We start from the raw sequence: 23648 nt of genomic DNA on the forward strand, positions 1-23648 counted from the left end.
TTTCCCTTTCCGGCGGTTCCGACTCTATCAGATCCTTTCGGGCCTGATTCCCAGTCAGAGGGGGTTGTCTTTCCGGCTGTTGGGCCGTTCCGACGTTTCAAACTCTAGCGGATTTCCCGGGCGGCTCATAATCGAGCCTTCGAAACGAATTTCGGCATGCCGAAATATGTCCCGGTCGGGAGTTCGTGCTGAGTTTGGTTGCCGCGTTCGCGGCGGGATCGGCTGTCGCAGAACCGTTACGGCTCCGCGGCAACCCGAAGAACTTTACGCATCGGGGGGAGCGGTGTCAACCCGGCCCCGAGTCGGGCTAGTCGAGGTCCTTGAGCCGGCCACCCGCGTCCGGCTGGGCGTGCTCCACGCGGCGGAGCAGGCGGATCAGCATCTCGCCCAGTGCCCCGCGCTCCTCCGGCGACAGGTCCTGGAGCAGGTCCTCCTCGAAGGCGGTGGCCATGCGCATCGCCTCCAGCCACTTGGCGCGGCCCTCGTCCGTCAGCTCCACGATGACCCGCACCCGGTTGTTCTCGTCCCGGTCGCGGGTGACCAGGCCGTCGGCGGCCATGCGGTCGATGCGGTGGGTCATGGCCGCCGGGGTGAGGCCGAGGCGCTTGGCGAGGTCGCCGGGGCCGAGGCGGTAGGGCGCACCGGAGAGGACGAGGTGCTTGAGGACCTCCCACTCGGCGCTGCTGATGCCGAGCTCGGCGACCTGGCGGCCGTACGCGACGTTCATGCGGCGGTTCAGCCGGCCCAGGGCCGAGACCACCTTCTCGACCTGGGGGTCGAGGTCGCGGAACTCGCGCTGATAGGCGGCGATCTGCTCGTCGAGGCTCGGTTCCTGCGTGTCGGACATGCGGGGAGTATCCCACGGCACTCGTTGGCGTTGAAGTCCTTCAATGTGTACAGTTAAGCATCGAACTTTAGTGTTGAAGTCTTCAGGACTGAGTCCTACAGAGTCGAAGTAGGTGAGTGTGACCAAGGCGATGGGCGCAGCGATGCGCCGGATCCAGGCAGGGAACGTGCTGAGCGCGTTCGGGCTCGGGTTCACCGTTCCGTATCTCTATGTGTATGTGGCTCAGGTGCGGGACCTGGGCGCCGGTGCGGCGGGGGCCGTGCTGGCGGTCTTCGCCATGGCCGCTCTGGTGGTCCTCCCCTTCACCGGGCGGGCGATCGACCGCCGGGGGCCTCTGCCCGTGCTGGTGGGGGCCTCTCTGCTGGCCGCCGTCGGGGCCCTGGCCATGGGGCTCGCGTCAGGCGTCGCGGCCGTCGTGGGTGCGGCGGCGCTGCTCGGGGCCGGCACGGCCGTGATGCAGCCGGCGCTCGCCACGATGATCGTCTGGTGCTCGTCCACGTCGACGCGCACCCGCGCGTTCGCCGTGCAGTTCTTCCTCCAGAACCTTGGGCTCGGCATCGGCGGTCTGATCGGCGGGCAGCTCGTCGATGAGAGCCGGCCGGGCAGCTTCCTGCTGCTCTTCTCGATCGAGGCCGCGATGTTCCTGGTGCTGGCGGGGATCGCCGCGACCGTGAGGATGCCGCGTACGCCGTCGATCACCGACGCGCGGCCGGAGAGCCGGGGCGGGCTGCGGGCGCTGCTCGGGCACCGGGCGATGGTGCAGCTCTGTGTGCTGGGCTTCGTGCTGTTCTTCGCCTGCTACGGGCAGTTCGAGTCGGGCCTCGCGGCGTACGGCACGGAGGCCGCCGGGATCGAGCCGTCGGTGCTGGGGATGGCCTTGGCGGCGAATACGGCGGTCATCGTGGTCGCCCAGTTCCTGGTGCTGCGGTTCGTGGAGCGGCGCCGGCGGACGCGGGTGATCGCGTGGGTGGGCCTGATCTGGACCGTGGCGTGGCTGTTCGCGGGGTACGCCGGGCTCGGGCACGGCAGCCAGGCGATGGCGACGGCGGCGTTCATCGCGACCTACGGGCTGTTCGGCCTGGGTGAGGCGATGCTGTCGCCGACCGTGGCGCCGCTGGTGGCCGACCTGGCGCCGGATTCGATGGTCGGGCAGTACAACTCGGCGTTCGCCCTGGTCAAGCAGCTCGCGCTGGCGGTCGGGCCGGCCGTGGGCGGGCCCATGGGGGCCGCGCTGCACGGGCCGTACATCATCACCTTCGTGCTCTTCTCGCTGGGCATCACCGTGCTGGCCCTGCGGCTGGGCAGGCAACTGACGCCGGCGCAGGACCACCCGTACCTCGTGGCGAAGTCGCGGGTGGTCGCCCAGCACAAGCCGGAGCAGCCGGTCGAGGCGGCCGCCTAACCCGGCAGGGCGAACTCGCACCAGACGGCCTTGCCGCCCCCGGGTGTGCGGCGGCTGCCCCAGGACGAGGCGATCGTGGCGATGATCGAGATGCCGCGACCCGCCTCGTCCTCCGTTTCGGCGCGGCGGCGGCGCGGCAGGTGGTCGTCGCCGTCCGTCACCTCGATGATCAGGCGCCGGTCGGTGCGGCGGAGTCTGAGGCGCATGGGCGGTGTGCCGTGCTGGAGGGAGTTGGCCACCAGCTCGCTGGTCGCCAGGACTCCCAGGTCACGCAGCTCGACCGGGAAGCGCCAGCTCGACAGGACGCCGGAGGCGAAGGCACGCGCGCGTGGAGCCGCTTCGACGCCGCCGAGCAGGTCGAGGGCGGCGTTGTGGAACAGCTCCGCGTCCGCCCCGGTGCGGGAAGGGTGCTGGAGGACCAGGACGGCGACGTCGTCGTCGTGCTCCGCGGTGACGCCCAGGGAGCGCAGCAGCCGGTCGCAGACCACCTGGGGGCTGCCGGTGGCGCCGGACAGGGCACGCTCCAGGGCGGCGACGCCTTCGTCGATGTCCTCCCGGCGCCGCTCGACCAGGCCGTCCGTGTAGAGGACGGCGGTGGAGCCGGGCGGGAGGGCGATGGTCCCGGAGGTGTGCAGCCAGCCGCCGGTGCCGAGCGGGGGGCCGGTCGGCTCCTCGGCACGGCGCACGCTGCCGTCCTCGTCCCTGACGAGGATCGGGAGGTGCCCGGCGGAGGCGTAGACGAGGCGGCCCTCGTTGGGGTCGTGGACGGCGTAGACGCACGTGGCGATCTGGCTGGCGTCGATCTCGGCGGCCAGGCCGTCGAGGAGCTGGAGCACCTCGTGGGGCGGCAGGTCGAGCCGGGCGTAGGCCCGTACGGCGGTGCGCAGTTGTCCCATGACGGCCGCCGCCCGGACGCCTCGGCCCATGACGTCGCCGATGACGAGGGCGGTGCGGCCGGCGCCGAGGGTGATGACGTCGTACCAGTCGCCGCCGACCGCCGCGTCCGTGCCGCCCGGCTGGTACGTGGCGGCGACGCGGAGGTCGTCGGGCTGCTCCAACTCCTGGGGCAGCAGCGAGCGTTGCAGCGTGACGGCGGTCTCGCGGTGGCGGCGCTCGCTGGCGCGCAGCCGCTCGGCGGCCTCGGCGTGGTCGGTGACGTCGGCGGCGTGGACGAGGACGCCGGATTCGGCGCCGCCGCGCGTGTCGACGGGCAGGCAGGTGACCGTGTACGAGCCCCCCGCGTGCGTGCGGCGGGATTTGACCGTACGGGGCTTTCCGCTGCGCAGCACCTGGTCCATGAGCGGCAGCAGGCCCAGTTCGGCGAGCTCGGGGCAGGCGGCGGCGACGGGCGCGCCGGGCGGTCGGGGGCCGAAGGCGGTGGCGTAGGCGTCGTTGACGTACGCGACGCGGTGGTCGGTGCCGTAGGTGAGGGCGACGAGGCCGGGGAGACGGCCGAGGATCTCCCGTACGGAGAAGTCCTCCGCGGCGGGGACGTCGTCGGGCAGGGGCTCCAACTGCTGGTCGGACTCACCTCGCGCCGCGGGTACGGAGTCCCCCCGCTGCGCCGGCGAGACCCCATGGCCGGTGCCGCGCGCGGCGGCGCGGCGCTGCGTACCGGGGAGCCGGGCGCTCCAACGCGTGAAGTTCACGGATCTGTATGCCTCATGGTGTCGTTGCCGTGCGTTGCCGTGCTGAGTCACTCTGTGCAGGTGTGAGCCCACCTATGGTCACACGTCCAGTGTGACCGACCGCACTGACAAGAGGCGTCTGTCGGAACTCGGCCTCGTCAGCGGTGCCGTCAGTCGGACTTCGCTCCGCCGTCCGCGGTTCCACCTTTCGACGCCTCGTCATCGGGTTCGGGCGGCGGGGGTCCGGCGGCGAGTTCGAATTCGGCGCGCGGATGCTCCAGGGAGCCGAGGGAGACGATTTCCCGTTTGAACAGGCCCGCGAGGGTCCACTCGGCCAGGACGCGCGCCTTGCGGTTGAAGGTGGGCACGCGGCTGAGGTGGTACGCGCGGTGCATGAACCAGGCGGGGTAGCCCTTGAGTTTGCGGCCGTAGACGTGGGCGACGCCCTTGTGCAGGCCGAGGGAGGCGACGGACCCCGCGTACTTGTGAGCGTAGTCCTTGAGCGGCCGGCCCTGGAGGGAGGCGACGAGGTTCTCGGCGAGGACCTTGGTCTGGCGCACGGCGTGCTGGGCGTTGGGTGCGCATTCCCGGCCGGGCTCGTCGGCGGTGATGTCCGGGACGGCGGCGGCGTCCCCGGCGGACCAGGCGTGTTCGACGCCCTCGACGCCGAGGCGGGCGGTGCACTTGAGGCGGCCGCGCTCGGTGAGGGGCAGGTCGGTGTTGGCGAGGACGGGTGCGGGTTTCACCCCGGCGGTCCACACGACCGTACGGGTGGGGAAACGGCTGCCGTCACTGAGGACGGCGACCCGGTCCTCGCACGACTCCAGGCGCGTTTCGAGGCGTACGTCGATGTTGCGGGCGCGCAGCTCGCGCACCGCGTACCTGCCCATCTCCTCGCCGACCTCGGGCAGGATGCGGTCGCTCGCCTCGACGAGCACCCATTTCAGGTCCTGCGGCTTGATGTTGTGGTAGTACCGCGCGGTGTAGCGGGCCATGTCCTCCAGCTCGCCGAGGGCCTCGACGCCGGCGAATCCGCCGCCGACGAAGACGAAGGTGAGGGCGGCGTCGCGGATGGCGGGGTCGCGGGTGGAGGAGGCGATGTCCATCTGCTCGATGACGTGGTTGCGCAGCCCGATGGCCTCCTCGACGGTCTTGAACCCGATGCCGTAGTCGGCCAGGCCCGGGACCGGGAGGGTGCGGGAGATGGAGCCGGGCGCGATGACCAGTTCGTCGTAGGAGAGCTGGACCGGTCCGGCGCCCTCCTCCTCGGTGGCGAGGGTGGTGATGGTCGCCGTGCGCTTGGCGTGGTCGACGGCCTTGGCCTCGCCGATGACGATCCTGCACTTGTCGAGGACCCGCCGCAGCGGCACCACGACGTGCCGGGGCGAGATGTTGCCGGCCGCCGCCTCGGGGAGGAAGGGCTGGTACGTCATGTACGGGTCGGGTGTGACCACGGTGATCTCGGCCGTGCCGCTTCTCAGCTCGGCCTTGAGGTGCCGTTGGAGGTGCAGGGCGGTGTACATCCCGACGTAGCCACCGCCGACAACGAGAATGCGCACAGGTTCGGTCACCATCCCATGACGCAACGGGCTTCGGGGTTTGTCCACAGGCCCGGCAAATTGTGTGACCGGAGGCCGTGCGGGGCCTGGGGTGGCGCGGGAGGTGCGTGTGGGGGAAGGTGCCCAGGTCAGGGGGTGGGAGGGGGGTGGCGGGAGGGGGCAGAATCGGGAGTGTTCCGGTCCTTGCTCCGATCGGGGGGCGCACCGGTCGGAACTGCCCCTTCTGAATTGACCTCGACTCAACTATGTTCGTATGTCGTCGGGGAGTCGGGACGCTGCGCATGACCTGAGCGCGCGGTCCGGGCCCCGGTTGTCAGGGTGGGGGAGTCTCCGGGGGGAGACACATCATTACCGGGGGAACATTCATGCATATTCAGGATTCCCGTTGGTCGACCGCTGTCGCGTCGGCGTCCACTTCGTCGTCTTCGTCCGCGGAGGGGCTCGGCGGAGGGATGAACGGCAGGGTCGGGGTCGGCGGGCCGTCGAGCCGTACGGCACCACTGCGGGTGGACGCGCAGCGGAACCTCGAGCACGTGCTGCGCGCCGCTCGGGAGGTGTTCGGCGAGCTCGGGTACGGGGCGCCGATGGAGGACGTGGCGCGCCGGGCGCGGGTCGGGGTCGGCACGGTCTACCGGCGGTTCCCGAGCAAGGACGTGCTGGTGCGGCGCATAGCCGAGGAGGAGACCTCCCGGCTCACCGAGCAGGCGCGTACGGCTCTGGGCCAGGAGGACGAGCCGTGGTCGGCGCTCTCCCGGTTCCTGCGGACGTCGGTGGCCTCGGGCGCGGGGCGTCTGCTGCCGCCGCACGTGCTGCGCGTGGGCGTGGACGAGCCGGGCGCGGCCGGGGCCGGTGCGGTGGGCGCCGGGCAGGCGGACGAGGCGCGGGTGCCGCAGCAGCGTGGTGCTTCGGCGGTGTCGGCCGTGCCCGCGGTGGCGGGGCAGCCGGAGCTGCGGGTGGTTCCCACGCGCGCGACGGTGGCGGCCGAGCTGGACGACGCGGGCGCGTCGGAGCTGCTGGAGGTCGTGGGGCAGCTCGTCGACCGGGCCCGGGAGGCGGGTGAGCTGCGGGCGGACGTGACGGTGGCGGACGTGCTGCTGGTCATCGCCACGGCGGCGCCCTCGCTGCCGGACGCGGCCCAGCAGAGCGCGGCGTCGGCACGGCTCCTGGACATCCTGCTGGAGGGGCTCCGGTCCCGACCGGCGTGAGGTCCCGACCGGCGTGAGTGGCGGGGCGGGGAACGGTTCGGGCCGGCGTTCGGGTGGTTTCCCCGGATGAGTGGTTGACGCGCTCTCGCCCCGACAAGGGCCGTGCTCTGTGGCACTCTTGCCCGGTGTCCGGGTCTGAGCAGGGGTACGGGGGCTTCCGCGATGAGCGGTGACGGTCGCGGTGAGCCGCTCGGGAGCGGGGCATCGGCCGACGGTGCGGCCTCGCCGAAGGTGCCGAGCCAGGGCGGGCGGCGCGAGGGGCGCGAGAGTGGCGGCGACGACTCCGTACTGCCGCCGCCCATCGAGCTGCCGCCGTCGGACGCCGAGCTGGTCCAGCGGATGCGGGACGGTGACGACACCGCCTACGAGGAGCTGTTCGTCCGGCACTCGGGGGCGGTACGGCGCTACGCCCGCACGTGCTGCCGGGACGCGCACACCGCGGACGACCTGACGGCGGAGGTGTTCGCGCGGACGCTCCAGGCCGTGCGCGGCGGCGCGGGGCCCGAACAGGCCGTGCGCGCGTACCTGCTGACGACGGTCCGGCGCGTGGCCGCCGCGTGGACGAAGACGTCCAGGCGCGAGCAGCTCGTCGAGGACTTCGCGGTGTTCGCCGCGCAGGCGGTGCGCGCCTCGGAGATGTCCGACGCCGACACGCTGGAACTGGGCGCCGACGTGCGGGCGATGCACGAGGCCGAGCAGTCGCTCGCCGTGCGGGCCTTCCGCTCGCTGCCCGAGCGGTGGCAGGCCGTGCTGTGGCACACCACGGTCGAGGAGGAGTCGCCGAGCGAGGTGGCGCCGCTGTTCGGGCTGACCGCCAACGCCACGGCGGTGCTGGCCAGCCGGGCCCGTGAGGGGCTGAAGCAGGCGTACTTGCAGGCGCATGTGAGCCGGTCGCTCACCGCCGGCGGCGACTGCGCGCGCCATGCGGACCGGCTGGGCGCCTACGCCCGGGGCGGGTTGCGGATGCGGGCCGAGCGGGGCCTTCGCAAGCACCTGGAGGAGTGCGCCCGGTGCCGGCTGGCGGTGGGTGAGCTGGAGCAGGTCAACGCCGGGATCCCCGCGCTGCTGCCGGTCGCCGTCATCGGCTGGTTCGCGGCCGGGTACTCGCTGAAGGCCGCCGGGCTGGTAGCCGGTGGGGCCGCGGGAGCGGCGGGCGCCGGTGCCGGTGCGGCGGCCGCGGCGAGCGGCTCCGGAGGCGCGGCGTCCGGGGCGTCGGGCGGGGCCGCCGGCGGAGCCGCGGCCGAAGGACTCGGTGCCCCGGCGAAGGCGGGCATCGCGGTGTCGGTGGCCGTCACCGCCGTAGCGGGCGTGGTGTGGGCCCTTTCCGGAAGCCCGGCGCCCACGCCCGCACCGGAGGCACGCCCGCCCGCCGCCGAGCCCGTCGTACCGCCGCCTGCCCCGGCCCCCAGCAGGCCGACGCCGCCGCCCACGCCGGAACCGGCCGTTCCCGCGCCGGCCCCGGCGAAACCGACACCGTCCGCCGACCCCACGCCCGCCCCCGCTCCGCCGGCGCCCGCCGCCCCGAAGCCGAAGCCGACCCCGAAGCCGACGCCCACACCCACGCCCACCCCACCGCCGCCGAGCCCGACGGCACCGGCGCCGAAGCCTCCCGCACCGCCGCCCCCGCCCACCGTCTACCAGGTCAACCGGCTCGACTACAGCCTCTACGGCGACCACACCGGGCCCGAGGTCCGGCTCGGGGCGTCGAGCTGGATGTGGCAGCGCTGGGGCATGTCGATCGGCGGCAAGCGGTACGGGCACGGTGTGACCGTGCACGCCCGGTCGTCGCTCACCATCGACCTCAACCGCCGGTGCTCGGCCTACGAGGCGTTCGCCGGCGTGGACGACATGGCGCTGGGGATGGGCGCGGTGCGCTTCTCCGTGTACGGGGACGGGGCCCGGCTCTGGCGGTCGCCGGTGCTGCGCGGCGGCGACGCGGCCGTGCCGCTGCACGTGGGCATCTCCGGACGGAAGACCATCCGCCTGGTCGTCGAACCGGACCCGGCCACGCCGCTGAGCTCCGTGGCGCCCGCCGACTGGGCGGAGTCGCGGATCATCTGCGGCTAGGGAGTGTCCGGCGGCCCGACGGGCTACGACCGGAGCGTGGGGCGCGGGGGCACCCCCGCCGCCACGGCGCGCCGGCGCGGTGCCGCCGTGCCCGTCCAGCAGGTGCCCCGGCGGGCCAGGAGGCGGCGCAGCCACAGCTCCGTGGAGACCAGGTCGGCCAGCCCGTCCACGGGGACCGGCTCGCCCTCGGTGGCGGCGCGCAGCGCCTTGCGGACGACGCGGGCCTCGATCAGGCCGGCGTCGGCGAGGAGCGGCGCGTCGAAGAGGGCCATGAGCTGCGGCAGCGCGGCGCGCAGGCCCGCGCGGTTGGCGGCGGCCGCCGGGGCGTGTGAGGTGGCGCCCCAGCCGGGCGGCAGGTCGTGGATGCCCGCGCCCGCGAGGACGGTGCGCAGGATCGCGGCGCGGGCTCCGGGCTGGACGCGCAGCGATTCGGGCAGGTCGCGGCAGGCACGTACGACCTGGTTGTCCAGAAAGGGCGAGTGGAGGCGCTGGCTGCGGACCTCGGCGGCCTGCTCCAGGATGCGGTGGTCGGCGGCGTACCGGGCGAGGGCGGCACGCGCGCGTGCCTCGCCCGGGCGCTGGACCGAAGTGGGCCTGGTGGCCGCCTGGTTGAGGCGAACCGATACTTCAGCGAGGGCCTCGCCGGTCAGCCAGCGCGCGGCGGGACCGGGCCGGGCCCAGGCGAGGGCGGCGAGGGAGGCGGAAAGCGGGCCGTTCGCGGCGGGCGCCGACCGGTTGGCCTCCAGGAGCCGGTCGGCGGCCGATTCCAGCCCTGCGCGGTAGGGCGTACGGGCCAGCTTGCGGGCCGCCCGGTAGACGGTGAGCGGGACGAGCAGCGAACCGGCGGACGGGCCCGTGGCCTTGGCGAGGGCGGTGACGGGCCGCAGCAGGTGCCGGCGTCTGCGGTCCATCAGGAGGTCGGCCAGGCGCGCGGGGTGGGCGTCGAGCACCTGCCGTGCGCCGTGCCCGGTGAAATGGTCGGCGCTGCCCGCCGCGAGGCGCCGCCGGTGCCGTTCGGCGGTCACCAGGGAGGGCCCCGGTTCGTCGGTGAGGGGGCCCTCCAGTTCGGCGTACGGGAGCGCCTCCTCGGAGGCGGCCACGACGACGTGGTGCAGGCGCGGGTTCTCGGCGATCGCGCGGGCGCGGGCGCGTTCCGCCTCGGCGTCCCGCCCGCCGGTGGCCAGGTCGTTGAAGGTGACGGCGAGCAGCCGTTCGCCCGCGCCCGTGCCGTGTCCGAGGATCGTGCCGGGTACGCCGGGCAGGCCCGCCGCGAGCAGGGCCAGCGTGCCGGACGCGCTGCCGCCGGACAGGTCGGCGCCGATGCCGGGGGCGGGCGCCCCGCGGGCGGCGCGCCGTTCGGCGGGGCCCATGCCGGGGACGGGCCCGGGGTCGGGCGGCAGCGTCTCGGGGGCGTGCCGGGGCGCGGTGAGGCGTGCCCGTACGGCTTCGACCAGGGCGTCCCGTACGCCGTCCACGGCCCGGTCGGGGTCGATCTGGGGCGCGGCGACGGCGAGCGAGGCGACCGGTTCGTACCCGGTGATCTCGCGCGAGCCCTCGCGCAGCACGAGCGCGTGGCCGGGCGGGACGCGTTTGACGCCGGCGTACGGGGTGGAGTCGCGCAGCGCCTCCGGGGTTTCGGGGCAGGCGAGCAGGGCGGCCAGGTGGCCGATGTCGAGCTGGGCCTCGATGAGGTCGGCGAGGGGCAGGGCTGCGGTGGCGTACGCCGTGCCGTTCGCCCACGGGGTGTGGAAGACGGGCCGCGCGCCCGCCAGGTCACCGGTGACGATGATGCGTCGGCCGACCTGGACGACGGCGGTGTAGCTGCCCGGCCAGGCCGTGAGGTGGCGCATGGCGCCGCCGCGCGCGGCGAACAGCCCCACCCTCAGTTGGTCGTCGCTCGCCGCGCAACAGCCCAGTACGGCGAGGCGGGTGAAAGGGTCGACGGTGACGACGCGCACCTCGTCGGGGCGCCAGTCGCCGACCGCCCACAGCGGATCGGGGTCGCCCCACAGGAGTTGGGCGCCGACGGGGTGCACGGTGGCGTTCTCGTCATCGGTCCCGACGGCCCCGGCCGTACCGAAGCTCGCGGCGATACTGCTCCACCCCACCAGCCACCGCATCGCCGCCTCCACAGCCTGTGGACAACTCAGCACTCTTGATGGAGACATGCTGCCACGACAACGGCGCACAGGAGTGGCTACGGGCCGCGCCCCGTGAAATGGGAACGCGCCCCTGGCATTGGCCACTTGGTAACGGTATGGGGGAAGGTTTTCGCCCCGCCGGACCATGGGCATCAGACGGGCGTCGGATGGGCGTCAGATGGGCATCATTCAGCCAATCTCCGGGCCAGCCCTAACCGTACATTTGTTTACACACCTACTCACAAACCTCAGTCCGGGAGGCGCTGTCCGCCTCCCGGACCGGTCCGCCACCCGCGGGGATTGAGGCGGCGGTGTCCCCCAGCCCGCTGCTTCCAGTACAGCGGGCCGACCCACGCAGCACCCATGGAAGCGCTCCCCCGCGGCAGCGGCCAGAGCGCACGGGCGGGCGCACGGCCACACACCCGGAGCACGACGAGGGCACGACGAGAGCACGGCGGCCGGGCGCGTCCACGTACGGGCCCTCCCGCGCGGCCGGACGAACGCACAACATCTCGCCATACGGAACACCGCCCCTTAACGGTGGGGATGCGGCGAACTACGCTGGGTTTACGAATGCCGCGCGCCTATGCCTGGCGTCGTGGCGGCCGTCTGTGGGTCGAGGGGTGGCGCATGTCCAGGGAGCAACGCGGGCCGAACGAGAAGCTCGGCACCGTTCTCGCCCTCGCGGGAATCAGCAACGCCGGCCTGGCCCGGCGGGTCAACGACCTCGGAGCGCAGCGCGGTCTGACCCTTCGGTACGACAAGACGTCGGTGGCCAGGTGGGTGTCGAAGGGCATGGTGCCGCAGGGCGCCGCACCGCACCTGATCGCGGCCGCGATCGGGCAGAAGCTGGGCCGTCCGGTCCCGCTGCACGAGATCGGCCTCGCCGACGCGGACCCCGCGCCCGAGGTGGGGCTGGCCTTCCCGCGCGACGTGGGTGAGGCGGTGAAGTCGGCGACCGACCTGTACCGGCTTGACCTGGCCGGGCGGCGGGCGGGCGGCGGCGGGATCTGGCAGTCCCTGGCCGGGTCCTTCGCGGTCAGCGCGTACGCGACGCCCGCGTCCCGGTGGCTGATAACCCCCGCCGACTCGTCGGTGGAACGGTCGGTGGCGGCCACGCCCGAGGGCGGCGCCGACGAGGGCGGCGCGGTCCGGGTGGGGCACAGCGACGTGGCGAAGCTGCGGGAGGCGGCGGAGGACGCGCGGCGCTGGGACTCCAAGTACGGCGGCGGGGACTGGCGTTCGTCGATGGTGCCCGAGTGCCTGCGGGTGGACGCGGCGCCGCTGCTGCTGGGCTCTTACTCGGACGAGGTCGGCCGGGCGCTGTTCGGGGCGACCGCCGAGCTGACCCGGCTGGCGGGCTGGATGGCCTTCGACACGGGCCAGCAGGAGGCCGCCCAGCGCTACTACATCCAGGCGCTGCGGCTCGCGCGCGCGGCCGCCGACGTGCCGCTGGGCGGGTACGTGCTGGCGTCGATGTCGCTCCAGGCCACCTACCGGGGCTTCGCCGACGAGGGCGTCGACCTGGCGCAGGCGGCGCTGGAGCGCAACCGTGGCCTGGCCACCGCGCGGACCATGTCCTTCTTCCGGCTGGTGGAGGCACGGGCGCACGCCAAGGCGGGCGACGGCGCCTCCGCCGGGGCGGCGCTGCGGGCCGCCGAGGGGTGGCTGGAGCGGTCGCGGGAGGGCGACGCGGACCCGTCCTGGCTGGGCTTCTACTCGTACGACCGGTTCTGCGCGGACGCGGCGGAGTGCTACCGGGACCTCAAGGCGCCGCGCCAGGTGCGCCGCTTCACGGAGCAGGCCCTGTCGCGGCCGACGGAGGAGTACGTCCGGTCGCACGGTTTACGGCTGGTCGTGAGCGCCGTCGCCGAACTGGAGTCGGGCAACCTGGACGCGGCCTGCGCGGCCGGCACGCGCGCGGTGGAGGTGGCCGGGCGGATCTCATCGGCGCGTACCACCGAGTACGTACGGGACCTGCTGCACCGGCTGGAGCCGTACGGGGACGAGCCCCGGGTGGCGGAGCTGCGGGAGCGGGCGCGCCCGCTGCTGATGACTCCGGCGTGACCTTCACCTCCCCAGGTTTGCGCGCATTGTCAGTGGGCCAGTGCACTATCTGGGGTGGGAGGTGGCACAGGTGTCCGCGTACGGCAGTTCCGGCAGTAAGGGCTTCGACCGTTTCGACTGCGACGTGCTCGTGATCGGCGGCGGGATCGTCGGGCTGTCGACGGCGTACGCGATCACGCGTGCCGCCCCGGGCACGCGGGTGGTCGTGCTGGAGAAGGAGCAGGGCCCGGCGCGGCACCAGACCGGGCGCAACAGCGGGGTGATCCACAGCGGGATCTACTACCGGCCGGGCTCGCTCAAGGCGCGGTACGCGGTGCGGGGCGCCGCGGAGATGGTGAAGTTCTGCGCCGAGTACGGCCTGCCGTACGAGGTCACGGGGAAGCTGATCGTGGCCACCGAGCGGGCCGAGCTGCCCCGGCTGCACGCGCTGGTCCAGCGCGGCCGGGAGAACGGCATTCCGGTCCGTGAGCTGGGCCCGGCACAGATCACCGAGTACGAGCCCGAGGTGCGGGGCCTGGCCGCGATCCACGTCGGCACGACCGGGGTGTGCGACTACGGGGCGGTGGCGGCGCAGCTCGCGGAGGCGTCCGGCGCGGAGATCCGGTACGGGGCGGAGGTCACCGCCGTGGACCGCCGCCCCTGGGGCGTCGCCGTGCGGACGGCGGACGGGACGGTCCTCAGGGGCCGGGTGCTGGTGAACTGCGCGGGGCTGCACTGCGACCGCGTGGCGCGCCTGGCGGGCGACGACCCGGGCATGCGGATCGTGCCGTTCCGGGGCGAGTACTACGAGCTGGGCCGGCCCGAGCTGGTGCGGGGCCTGGTGTATCCGGTGCCGGACCCGGCGTTCCCCTTCCTGGGCGTGCACCTGACGCGGGGCATCGACGGGGGCGTCCACGTCGGGCCGAACGCGGTGCCCGCGCTGAGCCGCGAGGGGTACGGCTGGTCGGTCGTCCGGCCCGGCGAGCTGGCCGGGACGCTGGCCTGGCCCGGCTCCTGGCGGATCGCCCGCCGCCACTGGCGCTACGGGGCCGGTGAGCTGCACCGGTCGGCCTCGAAGCGGGCGTTCACGGAGGCGGTACGGCGCCTGCTCCCGGCGGTGACCCCCGAGGACCTGCGCCGCGCCCCGGCGGGCGTCCGGGCGCAGGCCGTGCTGCGGGACGGCACGCTGGTCGACGACTTCCTGATCCGCGAGGCCCGCCGGACGGTCCACGTGCTGAACGCCCCGTCCCCGGCGGCCACGGCGTCCCTCCCGATCGGGCGGGAGATCGCCCGCCGGGCGCTGGCGCATCTGTGACCCGGGCGGCTGTGGCCCGGGCGGCTGTGACCCGGGCCGCTGTGGTCCGGGCCGCTGTGGTCTGTGCCACTACGACCTGGGCCACTACGACCTGGGCCGCTCAGGGGGCGCCGTAGACTTTGGGCATTGTGTCTGAGTCCCGTGAAACCGCCCTGCACCGCCGCCCCAAGGGCGAGCCCCGATTCCCCGAGGGGCCCGCGCCCGACCCCGCCGGGTCGCATTTCGAGCGGCGGATCCGCAGCTTCCAGCCCCGGCGCAGCCGTGTCACGCCCGGGCAGGGCGACGCACTGCGGCGGCTGTGGGGCGTGTGGGGACTGGACATCGACGGGCAGCGCACCCTCGACCTGGGCGAGATGTTCGGCGGCCTGCCGGTCGTGCTGGAGATCGGGTTCGGGATGGGCGAGGCCACCGCGCAGATGGCCGCCGACGACCCGTCGACCGGCATCCTCGCGGTCGACGTGCACACGCCCGGCCAGGGCAACCTCCTCGCGCTCGCCGAGAAGGCCGGCCTGACCAACGTACGCGTGGCGAACGGCGACGCGATCATCCTGCTGCGGGAGATGCTGCCGCCCGCCGCCCTCGACGGCGTACGCGTGTACTTCCCCGACCCCTGGCCCAAGAAGCGGCACCACAAGCGCCGGCTGATCCAGCCCGAGTTCCTCAGCCTGGTGGCCGCCCGGATGAAGCCCGGGGCCGTCCTGCACTGCGCCACGGACTGGGAGCCGTACGCCGAGCAGATGCTGGACGTGCTGACCGCGCACCCGGACTTCGCCAACACCGTGCCCGGCGGCGGCTACGCGCCCCGGCCCGCCTTCCGGCCGCTCACCCGCTTCGAGGGGCAGGGCCTGGACAAGGGCCACGTGGTGCACGACCTGCTGTTCAAGCGGGTGTGACCCCGGACGCGGCCGTGCGTCCGTAGCAAAGCCGTCGCGGAGTGTCAGTGGCGGTCGTTAGGGTCGATCACGTGTCCTACTCGTCTGCGCAAGCCCAGTCGCCGTATCCGGCCGTCCCGGCGTATGAACCACAGCCGTCGTTCGACGCCGTGCCGGAGCGGGCCCGCTGGCGCTACAAGCCCCGCCGCGCCTTCTGGCGCAGCAAGGCGGTGCGGGCCTCCGCGGTCGTCATCGTGCTCGCCCTGTGCGGGCTGGTGATCCTCGCGCTGGTGCGGGAGCAGACCGGCACGCAGGGCTTCCTGGTGGGGCTCGGCCTCGCCGTGCTGCCGGTCCCGCTCCTGATGGCCGCGTTCCGCTGGCTGGACCGGGTCGAGCCGGGCCCGTGGAAGAACCTGCTGTTCTCGTTCGCGTGGGGGGCGTGCGCCGCCGCGCTGGTCGCGATCGTCGCCAACACCTTCGCGACGCGCTGGATAGCCACCGCCACCGCCGACCCGTCGTCCGCGGACACCCTCGGTGCCACCGTCATAGCGCCGATCGTGGAGGAGAGCGCGAAGGCCGCCGCCGTGCTGCTCATCTTCGTCTTCCGCAGACGGGACTTCACCGGGATCGTGGACGGCGTCGTCATCGCCGGGTTCACCGCGACGGGCTTCGCCTTCACCGAGAACATCCTGTACCTCGGCAACGCCTTCGGGGAGGACCAGCAGATCGGGACGTCGGGGCTGGCGTCCGTCACGGCCGCGACCTTCTTCGTACGGATCGTGATGTCGCCGTTCGCGCACCCGCTGTTCACCGTGCTCACCGGCATCGGTTTCGGCATCGCCGCGATCACCGCGCGCCGCAAGAAGGTCCGCCGCATCGCGCTGCCGGTGCTCGGGCTGGCCCTGGCGATGGGCATGCACGCGCTGTGGAACGGCTCGGCGGCGCTCGGGCCGTGGGGGTTCTACGCCGTGTACGGGGCGTTCATGGTGCCCGCGTTCGGGCTGCTGACGTGGCTGGCGGTCTGGTCGCGCCAGCGCGAGCTGCGCACGATATCGGGCGAGCTCCCGGCGTACGCCGCGGCGGGCTGGCTCAGCCCGGCCGAGCCGCTGGCGCTGTCCTCGATGCGGGCGCGGGGTCTGGCCCGTGGGTACGCGGCGCGCTGCTTCGGCCCGGCGGCGGCGCGCGCGGTCGGCGAGTACGAGGCGTTCGCGACGTCGCTGGCGTTCCTTCGCCACCGGGCCCGCCGGGGCGTGGTCGGCCACGACTTCATCGCGCGCGAGCAGGAGCTGCTGCACCACCTGTGGCAGCGCAAGGAGATAGCCGGGCCCGCGCTGACGTACGCGGCGCAGGCCACCGGCCGGGTGTGGACGCCGCCCCCGCATCTGAACTACGGCGGCTACAACCCGTACCGGTACTAGGAAACGGCCTAGGCCCGGCAGCCCTGGCGTCGGGGGGTGTGCCGCCAGAGCCGCCGGAGTACGAGGCGCACGAGGGGTACGAGGTTCGAGGAGCGGGTGCTCAGACGGTGAGGCCCTTGCCGCGCAGCCACGCCAGCGGGTCGATCCCGTCGCCGCCCGGCGTGTGCACCTCCAGGTGCAGGTGCGGCCCGGTCACGTTGCCGGTGGCGCCGACGCGTCCGATGGTCTCGCCGGTGGCGACCGTCTGCCCGGCGCCGACCGTCATGGACGACAGGTGGCAGTACCAGACCTCGGTACCGTCCTCCAGCTCCAGGACGATGCGGTAGCCGTACGAGCCGGACCATCCGGCCGACTTGATGGTGCCGCCGTGGACGGCCTTGGCGGGCGTGCCCGTGGGCGCGGCCAGGTCGAGGCCGGTGTGGTAGCCGGAGGACCACATGTTGCCGGCCTGGCCGTAGGTGGAGGTGATGGTGTACGAGGAGGTCGGCAGGGACCAGCTCCCGGCGAGCTTGGCCAGCCGCTCCTCCTCGGCGGCCTTCGCCTTGGCGGCGGCCTCGGCCTCGGCCTTCGCCTTCTCCTCGGCGGCCTGCTTGGCGGCCAGCTCCTCGGCGGCGGTCTGCTGGGCCTTCGCCTCCGCGGCGGCCTGCTCGGCGGCGGCCGCCTCGGCCGCGGCCTTCGCCTCCGCGTCGGCGGACGCCTGCTGCTGCTCGGCCTGCTGGAGGATGCGGGCGCGCAGGGCCTCACCCGCGTCGGCGCCGCTCCTCTGCTGCGCGGTGGCGTCGGCCGAGCCGGTGAGGGACGCGGCGGTGAGCGGCCCGCTGTCCGTGGTGCCCGCCTCGCCGGAGTCCCCGGAGTCCGAGTCGTCGGACATCAGGGAGCCGATGCCGGGCAGGGACTCGGCGTCGGGCAGGTTGTCCGTGACGACGTCGGGCAGGGATATGGAGACCGCGGGCTTGTCCTGCGCGGTGGCCATGCCACCCGCGCCGACCGCCGCGATCACGCCGACGCCGAGGACGGTGGAGCTACGGGCGAGGCCGCCGCGCTGCTTGGCGATGCGGTGCCGGCCGCGGACGGGGCGGACGGTCTCCTCGGTGGGGTTCCATTCCTCCCACTGCCCGTTTACGGGGGCGGCGTCCGGGACACCCGAAGTGTTGAACGAGGCGATCGAGCCGTACGGAGCTTCGGGGGCAGGCCTGTTGGACGCCACGGAGGCGCACTCCTTTCCTTCCTTCTCGCCTACCGGGTTAGCTGACGGGTTCGGAGCAGGAAGGTCTCCTACGGGCCTGGTTCAGCCCGATTCACCCCAAAAGGTGGTTCCCCGGTTCCCTCACGGGATTCGGCGCACGCGCACGGTGCCGTCTCTTGCGACGGCTGGGACGACCGCGCTGCGTTATCGAACGTTAATAGACGCGGGCTCCGGATTCCAAGCCGTTCCTACTGATCATTAACTGGACGGCCCCGGGATCTACCGGCCCACAATCGGGCACAACGGGGCGAGTTGACCGCACATCAGAAAGGTTCGCCGGCCACAGTAGTACTGACGGTGTGTCATATGTTATGCGGAGTGACACGCATCGACTACGCACCGTGCCGACAGTCGCTGGCGCGGTGGACGCCGCTACGGCACGACCGGCATCGTCCTGCGCCGCTCCGGCTGCCCCTCCGCCGGCCGGGTGACCGCCAGCAGCGCCAGGTCGTCCGTCGCCCCGCCACCCGTATGCCGCCGTACGTCGCTCACAAGCGCGTCCAGCATCGCGTCGGGCCCCGGGAAGAGCCGCCCCGACAGCCGCGCGACCGGATCGTAGAAGACCCCGTCCGCGTCCCGGGCCTCGGACAGCCCGTCCGTGTAGAACAGCAGCGTCGCCCCCGCCGGATACGGCACCTCGTACGCCCGGTCCGGCCACGTCCCCAGGTCCGACATGCCCAGCGGCAGCGCGGGCTCGGCCGGCTCCAGCAGCTCGGCGCGCCCGTCCGCGTACAGCATCAGCGGCTCCGGGTGCCCCCGGTCCACCACCCGCACCACGGCCTCCCCGCGCGGCACCTCCGCCAGCACCGCCGTGGTGAACCCCTCGAAGGCGTCCAGCCCGTCCCGCCGCGTCCCCTCCCGCGCCAGCGCCCGCTCCAGCCGCTGCGCCACACCCTCCAGCGAGCTCTCCTGCTCGGCCGCCTCCCGGAACGCCCCGATGACCACCGCCACCGCCTCGACCGCGCCCATGCCCTTGCCCCGCACGTCCCCGACCACCAGCCGCACCCCGTACGGCGTGTCCTGCACGGCGAAGAGGTCACCCCCGATGAACGCGTCCGCCTGCGCCGCCTCGTACCGCGCCGCCACCTGCAACCCCCCGATCCGCTCGGCCGGCGTCGGCAGCACGGCCCGCTGCGCGGTCTCGGCGATCACCCGCGCCGAGGCGAGCCGCTCCCCACTGCGCCGCACCACGCGGTTGATCAGCAGCGCGAGCGCCGCGACCACCGCCACGGTGAGGATCTCGGTCGGCGCCTGCACCTCGTCCAGGGTGCCGTTGCCCAGGTGCAGGAACAGCACCGCCAGCACCGCGCACAGCCCCGACAGCAGCGTCGTCCGGGCGGCGAACAGCGGCGCCGCGACCAGCGGGGCGGCGGCGAACAGCGGTACGGCGGTGAAGCGCGGCGGGGTCGACACGTCGTACACCACACCCCCCACGATCAGCAGCGCCGGCAACGCACGGGCGAACCGCCGGGCACCCCCGCGCCCGTCGCCACCGTCCCGGCCTCGCTGCCCCACCACTGGCCTCCTGCCCGCTCCGCCCACGGCTGCGGACGGTACCGCGCCCCACCCAGGCTCCCCGGAGCCGCGCCGCGCGGCGACCCGCCGTCCGCCGACCGAGCGACACCGTCCCGGAACGCGAACACGACGAAGGCCCGGTGCGCAATGCACCGGGCCTTCGTCATCAGTAGCGGGGACAGGATTTGAACCTGCGACCTCTGGGTTATGAGCCCAGCGAGCTACCGAGCTGCTCCACCCCGCGTCGGTGAACACCACCTTACGCCATCCGGCGCACGATCCCTAACCAATATCCCTGGTGGGCCGTGTGGGGACGTTTCTGTGGGCATTCACCCCACCCCTCGCGTGGACGCGCATCAGGAGGCGGCGCGGGGTCAGGACAGTGCCCAGCGCGGCGGGGCGGGGATCGGCTCGGGGATGGACACCCAGTTGCCAGCGGCGCGCGATGGTGGCGAGTGCCAGGGTCGCCTCGACCGTGCCGTAATGGTCGCCGATGCACTTGCGTGGCCCGGCGCCGAAGGGTACGAACGCGCCGCGGGGCAGTGCCCGGGCCCGGTGCGGCAGCCAGCGGTCGGGGTCGAAGGTGTGGGGGTGGGCGTAGACATCCGGGTGGCGGTGGACGGCGGCGCTGCAGAACAGGACCGAGGCGCCCACCGGCAGGTCGGCGCGGCCCAGGCGGGCCGGGGCGGTGGTCACCCGGGGCATCACCCAGGCGGGCGGGTAGAGCCGCAGGGTCTCGGTGAGGACCCGGGTGGTGTAGGGCAGGCGGTCCAAGTCGCCCCACCGTGCGGGCCCGTGGCCCAGTTCGGTGTCGACCTCCGCGTGGAGTCGCCGCTCGGCCTCGGGGTGCTGCGCGAGGAGGTACCGGGCCCAGGAGAGCGCTGATGTCGCGGTGTCGGCGCCCGCGCTGATCATCGGAACGATCTGCTCGTGGATTTCCTGGGCGGTCATGGCACGGCAGCCGTCCGGGCCGGTGGACGTGAGGGTGGCGATCAGGTCGTCGCCCGCGTCCTCAGGACGGCGCGGGGCAGCCAGGAGGAGGTCACGGGCGTCGAGGAGCCCCCGCATCAGTCGCGGATGCCGGATGAGCGGCAAGGGCAGCCGTTCGAGGCGGGGAGGGAGCAGGAAGCCGGGAAGGAAGCCCCGCAGCCCCACCGCGAGAGCCCGCCGGAACTCCCGCGCGGCGGCCGGGGTGGGGCTGGTCGAGAACAACGTGCGGCAGACGGTCCGCACCGCCATGTCGAACAGGTCGGAGAAGATGTCGACGACCTGACCGTCCGACCAGCGAGAGGTCAGCGCCGTGATCTCGTCCACCATGACCGTACTGAACTGCTCGATGCGGTCGCGGTGGAAGGCCGGCTGGATCAGCCGGCGCTGTCGGCGGTGGTCCCGTCGGGCGCACAGCGGCAGCGCGTTACCCGCCACAGCCCGCACCTTGACGTACAAGGCGCCGTCCTTGTCGAACGTCCGGTCATCGGTGAGGACCTGCCACAGCAGTTCCGGATGGCACGGCACGTACGTACGGAACGGCCCGAGGCGGACCTCCACCAGATCCCCGTGCTCGGGCAGCGAGCCGACGAAATCCAGCGGGCTGCGCAACAGCGCCCAGGCGTGGCCCACTCCGGGAAGCGCACCCGGGGCGACGGGAACGGAACGGGTCCGCGGGCTCACCGAAGAGGGCCTCCGTACACCTCTCCGTACACCTCTCCGGCGGCGGGGTCGCCCACGCGTGGTGAGGGGACCGGTGCGGGGCCGGCCTCGCGGAGGATGGCGCGGGTGATGTCCCGCGCCTCGATGCCCGCCTGGTGCAGCCCGCCGGTGAGGGGGTTGGTGTAGCCGGCGAAGTACAGGTGCGGCGCATCGCCCGCGCCATCCGCCGCGACATCCCGGCCCCCGTCCCCACACCTCGAACGCGCCCGGCAACGCGGCGGCACGATCGGGCGACGTGACGGAGTACGGGAGTTCACGCATCGCGCACGCAAAGGGCGTCCTGACACGCCTGTGCCCCGGCCAGGGAAAGTGGCCGGGGCACAAACTTGCTGGTCAGAGCCCGGCAAGGGCTCACGACCCGGTAGGCCGTGTGGGACTCGAACCCACAACCAACGGATTAAAAGTCCGCTGCTCTGCCAATTGAGCTAACGGCCCTCGGCGAGTCACCCCTGAGCATAGCCCCACGGCGCCCGGCATCCGATCGGGTATCGGGTGAACGGGCGCCGTCGCGCCGCGGAGGGGGTGGGATCGTCAGAACAGCGTGCGGTAGTGCTGCCAGCCCGTGGCGATGGTCACGGTCGCGCCGAACGACCCCTTGCCGTCACCCTTGTTGCGGAGCAGTTTGCCGTTGGCGTCGCGGGAGAGGAGGTCGGGCAGGCCGTCGCCGGTGATGTCGCCGACGCCCAGGATGTCGGTGCGGCCCGCGCCCCAGTCGCGGAAGACCAGCGCCCGGGGCTTCAGCGTGCCGGTGCCCGTGCCGCCGTAGCGCCAGAGCTCGCCCGACGGGTCGCGGGCCAGCAGGTCGCCGTGGCCGTCGCGGTCGGTGTCGCCCGCGCCGATCAGGCGGTGGCCCTTCCAGCCGGAGCCGATGACGACGCCCGGGTCGAACCCCGCGCGGGCGTTGGAGCGGTAGAGGTGGAGGTTGCCGGTCGTGGCGTGGCGGGCCAGCAGGTCGGGGCGGCCGTCGCCGGTGAGGTCGCCCGGGGCGGCGAAGGCGTCCATGCTGTTCCAGCCCGTACCGATCTGGACGTGCTCGGAGCCCTGACCGGGCGGGAAGTGGACGCCCGTGCAGCGGCCGCCCGTGCGCCACAGCTTGCCGTCCACCGTGCGCAGCAGCATGTCCTCGCAGCCGTCGCCGTCGATGTCACCGAACGGGACGAACCGGGTCGCCGGGTTCCACGGGCCGCTCGCCCAGTAGCCGCTCGCGCCGATGCGGTGGCCGGACAGTTGCCCGCCCGTCGTCATCGCGTAGTACTCGCCGAGCCCGTCCGCGTTGGCGTCCCGGAAGGCGGACCGTCCGCCCGTCACGCGCAGCGAGCCGGAGCCGAGGGCCCGCGCCCCCGTGCCGTCGCCGGGGTCGGCGGTGAGGCTCCAGGTGTACGGCCCGCTGACCGCCGGGCGCCCGTCGGCCATGCGCCCGTCCCAACCGATCCGGAGCGCCGCCCCGTCCCGCTCGGGGCTCCGGTCCGTACCCGACAGGACGCGCGCCACCCGCCCGTACGCGTCCTTCAGGGTGAACGTCCAGGAGGCGGCGGGGCGGCTGAGCCGCCAGTGCCCCCGCCACCGGGCCCCGTCCGTCCCCAGCCGCAGTGCGGGGTCCGTCCGCGTGTCGAGCAAGGTCAGCGGGGATCGCGGCACGGTCACGCGCTTGAGGTGGACCCGCCGCTGTTCGTCGGTGTACGCGAGGTGGCCGCCGTACTTGTCGACCGTCCACTCCCCCACGTGCTCCCGCTCCACGATCACCTGCTCGGTGGCGGGCCGGCCGGCGCCACGGTGGAAGTCGACCAGGCGCAGTTGGGTCTCGTCGGCGGTGCGGTGGACGAGGAAGCCGTCCCCGAGCTGGGCGCGCTGGACAACCGGCACCGGGATGCCGCGGCGTGCGGTGTGGTCCCACACGCCCGACTTCGCCTCGGCGGTGCAGCGCCAGTACAGCCAGCGCCCGACGGCCTGGAGCTCGTCGGGCCGGCAGTCGGAACCGAGCGCCAGCTCCGGGGAGTTGGCCTTGGTGCGGAGGTCGTAGGAGTTGACGGTGCCGCGCCGGGTACCCGGCTTCCACAGCTTGTCGCCCCACACGGCGGAGGCCGTGATCGAGCGGGTGTGGACCAGGCCCTGGGCGTCCCCCAGCGGGTCGCGGTCGGAGGCGTCGAAGGACCCGATGAGCTGCTTGCCCTGCCGGGTGTTGTTGACGACGATGTACGGCCCCGCCGCCCCCACCACCAGGTCGGGCGCCTCCCACCAGCCGAGCACGGCATGGCTCTTCGGCACCTGCCCGCCCGACGCCTCCTGGTCGCCGAGCGGGGTGCTGTAGCCGACCCGGCCGTCACCGAGCGCCCACAGCCGGGATTCGAACCCGTCGCACTGCTCCCCGGCCTGCGGCCCGCACGGCCACCGCACCCAGAAGCCGGAGTCGGCCAGCCGGCGGGGACCGGGCTCGACGGACCCGACGGCCGGCAGGTCGTACTCGTACAGCCCCCGCCACTCCTCCGGGTCCGCCCAGCCGATCACACTGAGCCGGCCACCGCCCAGGGCGATCCCATCGACCCTCGCCGTGCCGCCCTGCCAGGTGCCGAGCGTGATGAGGGCCTCGTCGTCGGCCGCCGGAGCGGCGGAGGCCGGGGGGACGCCCAGGGCCGCGGCCGCGAGCGCCATCGCGATGGTGAGCGATGTGAGCGATGCG

General features: G+C 73.5%; 15 protein-coding genes, 2 tRNA genes and 1 riboswitch. Of the genes, 7 read left to right on the forward strand and 10 right to left on the reverse strand.

Annotation, left to right across the window (positions count from 1 at the left end):
* Positions 1–307 precede the first annotated feature (307 nt).
* On the reverse strand, positions 308–847 hold the full coding sequence (locus AB0J57_RS11390; protein WP_366127839.1) for a MarR family transcriptional regulator: 540 nt from the start codon (positions 845–847) through the stop codon (positions 308–310).
* Positions 848–989: 142 nt separating this feature from the next.
* Between AB0J57_RS11390 and AB0J57_RS11395 the strand changes: the two genes are divergently transcribed.
* Complete coding sequence (locus AB0J57_RS11395) at positions 990–2249, forward strand: MFS transporter (protein ID WP_366128492.1); 1260 nt, start codon at positions 990–992, stop codon at positions 2247–2249.
* Here the strand turns inward: AB0J57_RS11395 and AB0J57_RS11400 are convergent.
* Both AB0J57_RS11400 and AB0J57_RS11405 read right to left on the reverse strand, forming a co-directional pair.
* The gene (locus AB0J57_RS11400; protein WP_366127840.1) at positions 2246–3898 is read right to left on the reverse strand and encodes a SpoIIE family protein phosphatase; all 1653 of its coding nucleotides are present in this window, start codon (positions 3896–3898) and stop codon (positions 2246–2248) included. The genes AB0J57_RS11395 and AB0J57_RS11400 overlap by 4 nt on opposite strands.
* Before the next feature lie 149 nt (positions 3899–4047).
* A complete protein-coding gene (locus tag AB0J57_RS11405; protein ID WP_366127841.1) occupies positions 4048–5451 on the reverse strand; it encodes an NAD(P)/FAD-dependent oxidoreductase in 1404 nt (467 codons plus the stop codon).
* 350 nt (positions 5452–5801) lie between these two features.
* Here AB0J57_RS11405 and AB0J57_RS11410 point away from each other — a divergent pair, with 350 nt between their 5' ends.
* Complete coding sequence (locus tag AB0J57_RS11410; RefSeq protein WP_366127842.1) at positions 5802–6641, forward strand: helix-turn-helix domain-containing protein; 840 nt, start codon at positions 5802–5804, stop codon at positions 6639–6641.
* 162 nt (positions 6642–6803) lie between these two features.
* Positions 6804–8708 (forward strand): sigma-70 family RNA polymerase sigma factor, encoded by a 1905-nt coding sequence (locus AB0J57_RS11415; protein ID WP_366127843.1) that lies wholly within the window; start codon positions 6804–6806, stop codon positions 8706–8708.
* Positions 8709–8731: 23 nt separating this feature from the next.
* Here the strand turns inward: AB0J57_RS11415 and AB0J57_RS11420 are convergent, their stop codons facing one another.
* Positions 8732–10828, reverse strand: coding sequence for an asparagine synthase-related protein (locus AB0J57_RS11420; RefSeq protein WP_366127844.1), 2097 nt, complete (start codon positions 10826–10828; stop codon positions 8732–8734).
* Positions 10829–11479: 651 nt separating this feature from the next.
* On the opposite strand from AB0J57_RS11420, the gene AB0J57_RS11425 reads away from it, so the two are divergent.
* The 4 genes from AB0J57_RS11425 (at position 11480) to AB0J57_RS11440 (ending at position 16500) form a co-directional block, all read left to right on the forward strand.
* Positions 11480–12916 carry an MFS transporter gene (locus tag AB0J57_RS11425; RefSeq protein WP_366127845.1) on the forward strand — a complete coding sequence of 479 codons (1437 nt, stop codon included), beginning with the start codon at positions 11480–11482 and terminating at the stop codon, positions 12914–12916.
* 61 nt (positions 12917–12977) lie between these two features.
* Positions 12978–14210, forward strand: coding sequence for an L-2-hydroxyglutarate oxidase (gene lhgO, locus AB0J57_RS11430; RefSeq protein WP_366127846.1), 1233 nt, complete (start codon positions 12978–12980; stop codon positions 14208–14210).
* A 128-nt stretch (positions 14211–14338) separates the two neighbouring features.
* Positions 14339–15103 carry a tRNA (guanosine(46)-N7)-methyltransferase TrmB gene (trmB, locus tag AB0J57_RS11435; RefSeq protein WP_366127847.1) on the forward strand — a complete coding sequence of 255 codons (765 nt, stop codon included), beginning with the start codon at positions 14339–14341 and terminating at the stop codon, positions 15101–15103.
* 71 nt (positions 15104–15174) lie between these two features.
* A complete protein-coding gene (locus AB0J57_RS11440; protein ID WP_366127848.1) occupies positions 15175–16500 on the forward strand; it encodes a PrsW family intramembrane metalloprotease in 1326 nt (441 codons plus the stop codon).
* Between the two features lie 100 nt (positions 16501–16600).
* Here AB0J57_RS11440 and AB0J57_RS11445 read toward each other — a convergent pair whose 3' ends face one another.
* From AB0J57_RS11445 to AB0J57_RS11470, 6 genes are all read right to left on the reverse strand, one after another.
* Positions 16601–17665, reverse strand: coding sequence for a M23 family metallopeptidase (locus AB0J57_RS11445; protein ID WP_366128493.1), 1065 nt, complete (start codon positions 17663–17665; stop codon positions 16601–16603).
* A 53-nt stretch (positions 17666–17718) separates the two neighbouring features.
* Positions 17719–17852: riboswitch (cyclic di-AMP (ydaO/yuaA leader) on the reverse strand.
* 266 nt (positions 17853–18118) lie between these two features.
* Positions 18119–19261 (reverse strand): PP2C family protein-serine/threonine phosphatase, encoded by a 1143-nt coding sequence (locus tag AB0J57_RS11450; RefSeq protein ID WP_366127849.1) that lies wholly within the window; start codon positions 19259–19261, stop codon positions 18119–18121.
* A gap of 170 nt (positions 19262–19431) precedes the next feature.
* A tRNA-Met gene (locus tag AB0J57_RS11455) sits at positions 19432–19505 on the reverse strand.
* Positions 19506–19543: 38 nt separating this feature from the next.
* A complete protein-coding gene (locus tag AB0J57_RS11460) occupies positions 19544–20932 on the reverse strand; it encodes a cytochrome P450 (RefSeq protein ID WP_366127850.1) in 1389 nt (462 codons plus the stop codon).
* 401 nt (positions 20933–21333) lie between these two features.
* Positions 21334–21406, reverse strand: a tRNA-Lys gene (locus tag AB0J57_RS11465).
* Positions 21407–21502: 96 nt separating this feature from the next.
* Complete coding sequence (locus tag AB0J57_RS11470; protein ID WP_366127852.1) at positions 21503–23620, reverse strand: FG-GAP-like repeat-containing protein; 2118 nt, start codon at positions 23618–23620, stop codon at positions 21503–21505.
* Positions 23621–23648: the final 28 nt, after the last annotated feature.

The sequence above is a fragment of the Streptomyces sp. NPDC049837 genome (genome assembly GCF_040674455.1).
Taxonomy (GTDB): Bacteria; Actinomycetota; Actinomycetes; order Streptomycetales; family Streptomycetaceae; genus Streptomyces.

Coding starts and splice junctions, on each gene's coding strand:
- AB0J57_RS11410 (WP_366127842.1), top strand. CDS start 5,802: ATGCATATTCAGGATTCCCGTTGGTCGACCGCTGTCGCGTCGGCGTCC.
- AB0J57_RS11470 (WP_366127852.1), bottom strand. CDS start 23,620: ATGGCGCTCGCGGCCGCGGCCCTGGGCGTCCCCCCGGCCTCCGCCGCT.
- AB0J57_RS11415 (WP_366127843.1), top strand. CDS start 6,804: ATGAGCGGTGACGGTCGCGGTGAGCCGCTCGGGAGCGGGGCATCGGCC.
- AB0J57_RS11420 (WP_366127844.1), bottom strand. CDS start 10,828: ATGCGGTGGCTGGTGGGGTGGAGCAGTATCGCCGCGAGCTTCGGTACG.
- AB0J57_RS11395 (WP_366128492.1), top strand. CDS start 990: ATGCGCCGGATCCAGGCAGGGAACGTGCTGAGCGCGTTCGGGCTCGGG.
- AB0J57_RS11425 (WP_366127845.1), top strand. CDS start 11,480: ATGTCCAGGGAGCAACGCGGGCCGAACGAGAAGCTCGGCACCGTTCTC.
- AB0J57_RS11405 (WP_366127841.1), bottom strand. CDS start 5,451: ATGGTGACCGAACCTGTGCGCATTCTCGTTGTCGGCGGTGGCTACGTC.
- AB0J57_RS11390 (WP_366127839.1), bottom strand. CDS start 847: ATGTCCGACACGCAGGAACCGAGCCTCGACGAGCAGATCGCCGCCTAT.